The sequence below is a fragment of the Deltaproteobacteria bacterium genome (assembly GCA_016210045.1).
Taxonomy (GTDB): domain Bacteria; phylum UBA10199; class UBA10199.
The window spans coordinates 139,461-148,753 of the sequence record JACQUX010000017.1; the positions used below are offsets into that span (position 1 = coordinate 139,461).

A 9,293-nucleotide genomic window follows, 5' to 3' on the forward strand; every position below is an offset into this window, starting at 1 on the left:
CGCGGATTGGATAACGCATGCAATTTCGTCTGATGTTGGACCGGGATCAAGTCGATCAATGTCGCAAGGGGGCCCGGGAACTCGCCAAACATATTCATCGGTACGTCGATCGGCACACCAGCGAATCGGTCGAAGTCGCCACGTTGCGCTCGCTCGGCGTGACCGGCGATCACCAAGGCCAGACGTTGGCCGCGGCGGTCGTCGAAAAAATCGGCAAAGAACGGCTCCGCGAAGGCGCGGCCTATTGGCTGGGCGCCGTGATGGCGACCAAACAGTGCGACGTCGCGAAGGCGGCGCATCAGCTGGTCCGCGACGGCTGCCCGGATTCGCGGCAAACGCGGTTGCCGCACGCCGAAATCCGCCAAGTCACCAAGGCCGCGCTGCAACCGTTTCAGCACACGTGCGAACAGGCCGCGCGGCGCCGCGTTGGCACCACCAACCCACGCCGCCGCACTACGGCCGTCGAATCGTGGTTGACCGTCGCGAGTGGCGACGGCGCCGCAGACGTCCGCTTAGTCGCCGAATTGGCAAGCGGCCAAGCGACGGGCGCCGTGCTGCATCCGCCGTTTGCGACCAAGATCGCCGGACTGACCGCCAAGCCGCGCGGCTGGCGCAATCACTACGCAGTGCTCGATGTCGTGAAAAAATGTGCCCATGCCGTCGAGATGCACGCCGAGCGGCGCCAGAAGGCCCCGTTTGCGTTCGTGCTCGGTGGTTGTGGAGCGGCTACGCTCGAAGCGGTCACGGCCAGTGTTGCGACCGAACTCACTGGCGTGGAATTCGATCTCCTGACCGCAGCGCGTTGTCACGGACTGCATTTCAAACGGGCATTAGTCGATCAACAATTTCTCTACCGGATCTGCGGCAAGTCTGGAATCGGGCTGCTCGTCGCCGGTGACGGCTGGCGCGCCGTTGCGGATGGCTACGCGTACGGACACGAGTTGGTGCTCGGACATATGCTGATCGAGGCGTTGGCCACAATGGCCGGCGTGCCGTTCGAAGGCATCGTCGCGCGGCTCGCGCCGGTCTTGAAAGAGGGCGAGGGTGCGCGCAGCGATCGCGTGGCGCATGAACTGGCGCACCTTCAAGTCGAACGCGAACTTTTTCCCCAAGCCCCTCTGTTCATGGCCTGTGCCGCCACGACGCCCGATCCATGCGGCTTGCATGCGACGCTCGCCGTGTTGTGCGGTCTCGATGGCGCGATCGTCGACACTCTTACCGCGAAGAAAGTGGAGCAACAGCGATTGCACGCCGCGCGCGAACACATCGACGCGATTTGGCGCCACGGCGGCGATGTGGCCGAAGAATTGACGTATATCCCGAACGGCAAGATCCATCGGCGCGCCCACACCATCCTGGAGAAAATGCAAAAGACGTTGCAACAGCTCCAACGACGCGATCTGCTCAAACTCGGCGGCGACGAACCGGCTCCGGGACTTTTTGCCATCCCCGATAGCGGTGTCGGACTCGACGGCGTGCTGCAAAAACATAAGTATTACTGGAATCCGTTGGAAGAGTGGTTGTTGAAGGCCAACGCACGCTCGCACGACGAAGCGGATCTGGAAAGCGGCGCGGCGTAGTCAGACGATATTCTTATGCCCGGTATCGGCGTCGTGATGAATCCGCATTCCCGCAGTAATCGCCGCAATCCCGGGCGATTGAAGCGTCTCGCGTTCATCGTCGGCGACAAGGGGTCCTGTCATGCCACGCAGGATGTCTTCGATCTCGAACAAGTCGCCGGCGAATTCGCTGCACGCGAAGTGGAAATCCTCGGTATCAGCGGCGGCGATGGCACCGTCCACCACACCATTTCCACGTTCATTCAAGTTTATGGTGCGCGGCCTTTGCCGATGATCGCATTGCTGCGTGGCGGAACGGTCAACAACGTCGCTGGGGCGGTGGGCGTGCGCGGCACGCCGGAGTCGGTGCTCTCCCGTCTGATCCTCAAATATCATGAAGGCGCGCCGTTCGTGACCACGCCGGTACATTGTCTGGATGTGAACGGTAAATACGGTTTCCTGTTCGGCAATGGCTTAGCCGTCAACTTCATCGGCGAATATATTCGCCTTGGCGAAGGCGGCGGCCCGACTGTCGCGTGGCTGATGGCGCATTCCATCGGTTCCGCCATCCTGAACAGCCCGTATTTTCTGAAGTTGGCCCGGCGCTACGACGCCACCGTCACCGTCGACGGGAAAATATGGCCGTTCAAAAATTACACCGTCATTAATGCCGGCACCGTCGAACCGTTCGGCTTCGGCTTCAAACCGTTTCCCCGCGCGCGCGAACGTGCCGGGCACTTCCACTTGCTCGCCACATCCATGCTGCCGCGCCAGATCCTGCACAGCTTCGCGACCATTTGGGGTGGTAAACCGATCCGCTCCGAACACGCGCTCGACGATATTGCGCAACAGGTCGAGATCCAACTCGCCAAACCCGCTCCGTACATGATCGACGGTGAATTCTATCCGGCCGTGGATCGGTTGCATCTCCGCTGCGGCCCGGCACTCACGATGATTAGGGAGTAGCGGTCGCCGCCCAGACTTGCGCGGCGGCGTATCGTTCGGGTGTGCCGACGTCGTTCCAATAACCACGATACCAATACGTCTGGATGACCGTGTTCGCTGCCAGCAACGGTTTCAGTCCGTCGGCGACCAGGCAGGCCGGACGTTGTGATGGGAGTTGTTGCAGCAACGTGGCCGTGCCGACCATGACGCCGGTGTAATGATGCGCGCCGTGCCCGAACGCGCGCAGCCGTCCTTGGCCATCGCAGGCCAGCGCGGTGTAATGCTCACCCGGTTCCAACGCGCGGACGACCAATGTTGCCGCAGCCCCCGGAGTCGCGCGATGGGTGGCGATCAGATCCGCCAAATCCAGTTGGATCAACGTATCGGCATTCATCAACACGAACGGCTCGCCGCGAAAAAATTCCAGTACCTGTCGTACGCCGCCGCCGGTGCCTAAAATTTGCGGCTCCAGCGAAAAATGGGCACGCAGTCCAAACGCCGATCCGTCGCCGACATGGGAGCGAATCGCTTCAGGCAGATAATGCAAATTGATCATCACGTCGCGCACGCCACCGGCCGCCAGTTGCGCCAACGCCCGATCCAGCAACGGTTTATCGCCGACCGGCAGCAGCGGCTTCGGTACGCGATCCGTCAGCGGGCGCAATCGCGTGCCGAGCCCCGCTGCCAAGACCATCGCACGCGTGATGTTAAGTCCGCCATTCTGGGACATACGGGGTCAGCGCCTCCAGAAACTGTGCATATTCGGGCAATCGCAGTAGCGCCGCGCGGACGTATTGCAGCGACGTCGGAATGAACGGAAGAAAATTGGGATTCCCTTTCACTTGGTCGATATACACGAACCGTCCTGCATCTTTCATTTTGCGTTGTACCGTCACCAGATCGAAATCGTGTCGTGTTGTTGGGACTGCGCGATCGGTTGCCTGTGCGTAGTAGGCTACGAGTGTGTCGACTTCCTCCGCCGCCAACGCGATGTACGAATCGCGCAACAACGCCACGAGGTCGTAAATATAGGGCCCGACGAGCGCATCTTGAAAATCGATCATTACGATCTCGTCGCCCCGCAGCATTAAGTTGCGACTCTGAAAATCGCGATGCGTGAAGCCGTGCGGCATCGTCGCAATCGTCTGAACCATGTCGTGCGTGCAGTCGGCAAACAGTTGGCGCACCGATGCGGGCGGCATGATGCCTCGTGCCACTAATGCAAACTCCCAAAAATGGTCAAACTCCCAATGGAGCAATGCTGCGTCGAACGTGCGTTGGAAGGCCACGCACGCGGTTGGATCCCGTCCCGTCATGCGTTGTTGTAACCGCACTAGTACGTCGATGGCGCGCCGGTACCACGCCGCGCGATCCCGGCCTCCATCGGCCGTTACGGCCGTTGCCAGCAATCGATCGCCGAGGTCTTCCAGCACGATCCACCGTTCCGGCAAATGCACATGCAGGATCCGCGGTACCGCCAGTCCACACGATGCTAACACGCGCGCAATTTCGAGGAACGGAGGTTCCGCCAGCGTCCCGCGAAAATTCGTGATCTCTTCCGATGCGCTGGCCGCTCCTGCCGGCATTACCATCAGAATCTGCGTCGTACCGTCGTCGAGCGCGGCGCGAAAGTACTGACGCGCCGACGCATCGCCCATCAACTTGGTGAAATCGCGCACCGCCGGCAACCGCTGCGCTGCGCGCCACGCTGCAAAGCGCGCTCGTAGCGTTTCTGGCGTCTCCGCTTCAAGGCGTGACGGTGAGGGTCTGTTCGGTGTTGCTGATGTTGTCATACACAATCACTCCGATCACATGCGAACCGACCGTTAGTGTGCTCGGCACCTGAAAGGTCAGCTGCTCCAATTCTGTTCCCGCCGGCGCCGCTGCGACCCCATACGTATCGGCTGCCACGGCGACATCATCCATCACGACGACGTTGTCATTGGGAATTGCGGAATATCCAAACCCGATGATCGTGACCGTATCGCCCGCGCGCGCGACCGTCGGCGTGATCCGCGCAATGTACGGTTCGAGCTGCAATGGTACCGCTTCATCGAATGCAAATGTCGGCTGTTCCCCATCTCCGCATCCGCCACCGCAGAGCCCGAATGTGAGTGCTAGTATTACCCCAAGCCGCCGCATGCGCGGCCCATACCGGAGCGATCAATGGAATGCAATGAGTCACTAGCCACCAGCCACCGCAGTTTTTGCCAATGCGTTAGCCGATAAAAGGCGCGGGCGCGCTGCACGGCTGGCTCTTGCGTGCGACACGCTGCCAACGTGTGGCAAAAGTGGTGCGCTAACGCGTTCGCGCGATGGTAGCGCTCCGCTGCTTCTGCGTCCATTCCACCGGCCAAAGCGTAATGCTCGAAGAGCGATCCCAGTAAGTCGTTGCCCGGATTCCCTTGGGCGCGGAGCCAATGTCGACAGAGCAAGTACTTGTCGATCTCGGCCTGTAACTCCAATTCCAGCAACGAACAGGGGAGTTCGTGAGACCATTTCCACCAGACACAAAGAAAATGGCTGATCCCTTCAATGGCGACGCATGCGGCGGCGAGATTGTGCTGATCCAACTGTGTTCGAGGATCTGTTTGCTGTAACCGACGAGTTACTTCCGGAGCGATATAGAGTCCGACGTCGATCCCCTCTGATTGCGGCACGAGCAACAACATTTCTGCTCGCTGAGGATCCAGATGTGCAAACCGCGTGCAATATCGTCGATACCGCGCGCGGCTCACCAGCCATGGGGCGACGGGTGGCGCGGCATCCATTTGATAGAGCCGTGCTAAATCGTCCGTGATTGATTGGAGGATCATTGTTTGACCGTAAAGCGGGATTCGGTCGGGAGTCCTTCCCGCTGCAGCAGCCGCTCTAAATGCGCACTGCCGGTCTCCAGCCAGCGCTCATAGAGGGCCAGAAGGTCCTTGTTGGATGCCCCATCGGCGCTGCTGCCCTGACGCCGCACTTCCGCCAACAGATCCACGCATACCGCAAATTTTTCCCCTAACTCCCCGTAGATTTCTTTGAAGGTGTCGCCTCCGGTAAAACAGCTGGCGAGGCTCAAATAGGCCCCGCCGCCCATGCGGATATAATAGTCGAGATCGACGAGTCGCCGTTGCGCGCGCTGCGGAAAGTATCCGGCGATGAACAACGACATGTCCCCGAGCCGTTTAAATTGCCGGATTCGTTCCGCCAGGTTTTCGCTGTGAATGGCCCGCTCCAACAACACGGCCAATGGCGTATCGTCGAGACGATCCTCTTCGCGGGCAAACAAATGCTCCGTTTTGCGGCATTCATTTAAGAGGTTAACGATGTAGAACTCGGAGGCCTCGGCCAGCCCGACCCGGAGGTGCGTTGCGGCCCGCTGTAGCATCTCGCGGAAATACTCCGTGAGGTTGGGACGACACTGAATCATCGTATGTCACTTGGTTGCCGTTATTCTGCCAGCAACAAACTGTACTAATACAATGATACGGCTTTTTTCGGGAGAGCTCAAGGGGTTACTGCGAGCGGGCCTGAGATACGGCGGCACAGCTGGAGTTGTCCACCGCGTGCGTCGCGTAAGAATGTGCGGTCTCGGTACGAAACCGCCGCCAGGCGAGGAGCCCGACGCATGCCTTCAGTCCATAGTTGCCGAGCATCCAGAGCAGACTCATGGCAAAGAGGAGCTCGGGACCGGAGACCCCGGCCGCGAGATCTGGTGCTATCTGTAGGTGCGGCACTAGGAGGTCCACGAGCGCCTTATTGGAAGTCCCGACGCCGCCCCAGCTGATCGGGATGACGCCAATCAAAAAAGCGATGGGCACGTTTCCGAGGATGGCCGCAAACGGGATGTGTGCGCCGAAGAGATGGACCAGCGCATAAATCACCAATACGGCCGTACAGGGGATGGCCGACCGGACCATGATCACTTGCAGATAGTCGCGCAAACGAGCCCGCGCAAAAATGGCAAAAATGCGCTTGGTGTGGAGAAACCCGAGTCGCCGCATGAAGCGGGACTGTCCGTGTGTCCCCGGACGCAGGACCAGCCAATACGTGAGGTGGGCGGCGGTTAGCAAATAGGTCACGGCGGCGACGAGACGGATCGACGGTGTGAGATCGAATCCTAAGACACGATGCTCGCCAAAAAACGTCCCGACATATGCCAGCGAAATGATCCAAAAAAGATCGGCCGCAGTAATGAGAAAAAACGTACTCAATAAGTCTTCCAGCGGGGCACGCCGGCGTCGCTGGACGGCCAACGCCAACGCGGCTTGGCCTGCTCCATAGTTAATGAGCGCTAAGAGGTACGTGGCCGCTCGGGGGACCAGCAGCGCGCGCCACGAAATAGGGGCGATGAGGCGCGTCAAAATCGACGCCGTTCCGGCACAGTCGACCATCCAATTGGCCAGAAAATATCCGAGCGCCAGTGCGACGAACCCCACCGGTTGTACTAAGCGGACGGCGCGGACGACTTGGTCGATGGGGTATAAATGGAATAACCACCAGAGGATAGCGCTCGCCACCCCCCAAGGAAGGATCTGTTTGAGCAGGCTGCCCCAACGATTGTGAAAAAAAGTACGCAACTTTTTTTTCCGTCCGCCGATACTAATAATGGAAGCTGGGGAGCTAAACGGGAAGGGATCCTCTGTCAATGAAAACGGTACACTGACTCGATGGGGGCATGGGAGAAGGCAGTAGCCTCCATCGTCTTAATCCCCCACTCCTTCTCCCAACATAGGGCCGGTTCGCTGCAAAGCGGACCGGCCCTCACTTTTTCTGATATCCCAGGCCGACTAAGTATTGCTCCCGTGATCCGGTGCGGGTCGCGGCGGGGATATGGTTCGTAGCCCGCTGAAAGGCATTGGCCAACACTTTCCGCAGCTGGGCGACGTCCGGACCTTCAAAGATCTTGACCGCAAAATTTCCTTCGGGTCGGAGCACTGCCTGCGCGATCGTCCACGCCGCGGATGCCAGCGCGTATGAATGGTAGGCATCACTGAATTTGACCCCCGTCGTATGAGGTGCCAAATCGGAAAGGACAATGTCCGCGGGTCCCCCCAACGCCTCAATGAGTGGTGCCGGATTCTCCGTCAGCGCTTCGATATCGGCCTGCAGCGTGACGACCGTTGAGGGGAGCGTAATCATGATCGGTTCCAAATCCACGCCGACTACCCGTCCGGAAGGACCGACCGCTCGGGCAATTGTCTGCAACCATCCCCCCGGGGCACAGCCGAGGTCCAGGACCCGCATTCCAGGTCGGAGCAACCGAAACTTCTGAGATAACTCATCTAATTTAAATGTTGCGCGACTGGCGAGGCCGGCGACCTTGGCCTGGCGATAAAAATGATCCTTGCGGTCGTACTGTGCCATCGGCGGCCTTCTAAGGTTTTTTTTGTCGATACGCAACGATTCGCTCGGACTGGCAAAGCCAGATCCTCGCTAATAGTCGGGGGGTGCCTCGCTCCCCCCGACGCCCCCCATCTGCAACAATATTCCTCTCTCGACGCAACTTCTGCTCTGGCTGTGCCGATACTGGGAATGAGGCAGTGGCGTTTGTATGCCTGTCTCCGTTGGGTTCTGGCAAACGGCTTGCACTTAAGGAATCCCAACGGGCTACACAACAAAAGGAGTCGGCGATGGCGATTGATAAAACAAGAGTGAAAACAGTGCTTTCAGCAACAGCTCCCGATGAGGCGCTGTTACGGACTGCGGGGAAGAAAGTCGCCGCTTCGGGGAATCAAGTCCGTCAGGTCCAGAAGACGGCGTCGACGCCAGTCGCCAATCAACCGAATGCCCGACCGGTTGCAAAGACCCAATATGTCGCCGGGAGTGCACCGCAGGTTGCAGCGAGTCGCTTCAGTGGCCTTCACGCCAGTCGATTCGCCGCCCGGCCGTCGGTTCGGAAATTGAGTGGAGACGATATCGTCGCGTTAGCGGAACGGTCCCCAGCGGAAGCCGTCCGCACGTTACGTGCAATTGCGACGAGTGCCTTCAGTCAGGCGTATATGGATGCGGCCGGCCGATATCGGACGGTCGAAGAAGGGGGCGACCATGCCAGCGCTTAATTACACCCGTGAAGATTTTATCAATATTATTGAAACGTTGATCGATAAAGACTGCCCACTGTATTGTCACCCGGAGTTTCGGAAGGGGATGGAGCGGGATCAGAACCTCTTCATCAACCAAGTCATTCGCGAGGCCAATGGCAATGTGGCCTTCCGTTCGGTCGATTTTGACCTCGAAGGGATGGATGACGAGACCTTTTGGGAGCGCATCGACGACTCACGGTTCTCTGATTTTATTGAGGAAAGTGCTGCCACGGCGATTCTGAAGATGACGGAACGAATTGATCTTGCCTAAGAGGATTTGTTAGGCCCTCACCCGGCGCTACGCGCCACCCTCTCCCCGTCGGGGCGAGGGGAAAATATAGAAGTCAGGTTTATTCAGGCAACTTTTTCCGTGTTCTGCCGATAACATAATTAGGAGACACGCTCTGGGGGAGCTCCGAAAGGTGCTCCCCCAGAATTGTTTCTGGGGAGGCGCGAGGCAGTCGTCCCGGACCCGGTGGGGTTCGGTAGGCGGAGGGCTCATGACCCCCGATCGACCGGAAACTGCGCTCTATCCAAGCTCCCCACGAAGGGCTTGCATTTTCTCCCGACATACGCGAATGAGTGCGCCGTTGTGCGGGCAGGTAGCTCAGTCGGTAGAGCAGAGGACTGAAAATCCTCGTGTCGGCGGTTCAATTCCGGCCCTGCCCACAAAAAATGGATAAACCCAGCCGGGTGATGCCTTTTTTTTGGGCAGAGA

General features: G+C 59.1%; 11 protein-coding genes and 1 tRNA gene. 5 read left to right on the plus strand and 7 right to left on the minus strand.

Annotation, left to right across the window (positions count from 1 at the left end):
* Window positions 1-17 precede the first annotated feature (17 nt).
* Window positions 18-1,580, plus strand: coding sequence for a hypothetical protein (locus tag HY696_05295; protein MBI4237818.1), 1,563 nt, complete (start codon window positions 18-20; stop codon window positions 1,578-1,580).
* A gap of 15 nt (window positions 1,581-1,595) precedes the next feature.
* Window positions 1,596-2,525, plus strand: a complete 930-nt coding sequence (locus HY696_05300; protein ID MBI4237819.1) for a hypothetical protein — start codon at window positions 1,596-1,598, stop codon at window positions 2,523-2,525.
* On the opposite strand, the gene HY696_05305 is transcribed toward HY696_05300, so the two are convergent.
* From HY696_05305 to HY696_05335, 7 genes are all read right to left on the minus strand, one after another.
* A complete protein-coding gene (locus HY696_05305) occupies window positions 2,515-3,234 on the minus strand; it encodes a nucleotidyltransferase family protein (GenBank protein MBI4237820.1) in 720 nt (239 codons plus the stop codon). The genes HY696_05300 and HY696_05305 overlap by 11 nt on opposite strands.
* Entirely contained in the window at window positions 3,212-4,297 is a 1,086-nt protein-coding gene (locus tag HY696_05310; protein ID MBI4237821.1) for a phosphotransferase, read from the minus strand. The genes HY696_05305 and HY696_05310 overlap by 23 nt, the downstream gene beginning before the upstream one ends.
* Window positions 4,251-4,646, minus strand: a complete 396-nt coding sequence (locus HY696_05315; protein MBI4237822.1) for a hypothetical protein — start codon at window positions 4,644-4,646, stop codon at window positions 4,251-4,253. Before HY696_05315 ends, HY696_05310 begins: the two co-directional genes overlap by 47 nt.
* Window positions 4,628-5,320, minus strand: a complete 693-nt coding sequence (locus tag HY696_05320) for a hypothetical protein (GenBank protein MBI4237823.1) — start codon at window positions 5,318-5,320, stop codon at window positions 4,628-4,630. The genes HY696_05315 and HY696_05320 overlap by 19 nt, the downstream gene beginning before the upstream one ends.
* On the minus strand, window positions 5,317-5,919 hold the full coding sequence (locus HY696_05325; GenBank protein ID MBI4237824.1) for a hypothetical protein: 603 nt from the start codon (window positions 5,917-5,919) through the stop codon (window positions 5,317-5,319). Before HY696_05325 ends, HY696_05320 begins: the two co-directional genes overlap by 4 nt.
* 85 nt (window positions 5,920-6,004) lie before the next feature.
* Window positions 6,005-7,009, minus strand: coding sequence for a flippase-like domain-containing protein (locus HY696_05330; GenBank protein MBI4237825.1), 1,005 nt, complete (start codon window positions 7,007-7,009; stop codon window positions 6,005-6,007).
* A gap of 244 nt (window positions 7,010-7,253) precedes the next feature.
* Window positions 7,254-7,856, minus strand: a complete 603-nt coding sequence (locus HY696_05335) for an RlmE family RNA methyltransferase (GenBank protein ID MBI4237826.1) — start codon at window positions 7,854-7,856, stop codon at window positions 7,254-7,256.
* A gap of 266 nt (window positions 7,857-8,122) precedes the next feature.
* On the opposite strand from HY696_05335, the gene HY696_05340 reads away from it, so the two are divergent.
* The 3 genes from HY696_05340 (at window position 8,123) to HY696_05350 (ending at window position 9,244) form a co-directional block, all read left to right on the plus strand.
* Window positions 8,123-8,551: a hypothetical protein gene (locus tag HY696_05340; protein MBI4237827.1), complete on the plus strand. Its 429-nt coding sequence runs from the start codon at window positions 8,123-8,125 to the stop codon at window positions 8,549-8,551.
* Window positions 8,538-8,846, plus strand: a complete 309-nt coding sequence (locus tag HY696_05345; GenBank protein MBI4237828.1) for a hypothetical protein — start codon at window positions 8,538-8,540, stop codon at window positions 8,844-8,846. Before HY696_05340 ends, HY696_05345 begins: the two co-directional genes overlap by 14 nt.
* Window positions 8,847-9,171: 325 nt before the next feature.
* A tRNA-Phe gene (locus HY696_05350) sits at window positions 9,172-9,244 on the plus strand.
* Window positions 9,245-9,293 lie beyond the last annotated feature (49 nt).

Excerpts from the sequence above, each read along its gene's own strand:
- HY696_05295 (MBI4237818.1), top strand. The coding sequence starts at position 18 with ATGCAATTTCGTCTGATGTTGGACCGGGATCAAGTCGATCAATGTCGC.
- HY696_05300 (MBI4237819.1), top strand. The coding sequence starts at position 1,596 with ATGCCCGGTATCGGCGTCGTGATGAATCCGCATTCCCGCAGTAATCGC.
- HY696_05305 (MBI4237820.1), bottom strand. The coding sequence starts at position 3,234 with ATGTCCCAGAATGGCGGACTTAACATCACGCGTGCGATGGTCTTGGCA.
- HY696_05310 (MBI4237821.1), bottom strand. The coding sequence starts at position 4,297 with ATGACAACATCAGCAACACCGAACAGACCCTCACCGTCACGCCTTGAA.
- HY696_05315 (MBI4237822.1), bottom strand. The coding sequence starts at position 4,646 with ATGCGGCGGCTTGGGGTAATACTAGCACTCACATTCGGGCTCTGCGGT.
- HY696_05320 (MBI4237823.1), bottom strand. The coding sequence starts at position 5,320 with ATGATCCTCCAATCAATCACGGACGATTTAGCACGGCTCTATCAAATG.
- HY696_05325 (MBI4237824.1), bottom strand. The coding sequence starts at position 5,919 with ATGATTCAGTGTCGTCCCAACCTCACGGAGTATTTCCGCGAGATGCTA.
- HY696_05335 (MBI4237826.1), bottom strand. The coding sequence starts at position 7,856 with ATGGCACAGTACGACCGCAAGGATCATTTTTATCGCCAGGCCAAGGTC.
- HY696_05340 (MBI4237827.1), top strand. The coding sequence starts at position 8,123 with ATGGCGATTGATAAAACAAGAGTGAAAACAGTGCTTTCAGCAACAGCT.
- HY696_05345 (MBI4237828.1), top strand. The coding sequence starts at position 8,538 with ATGCCAGCGCTTAATTACACCCGTGAAGATTTTATCAATATTATTGAA.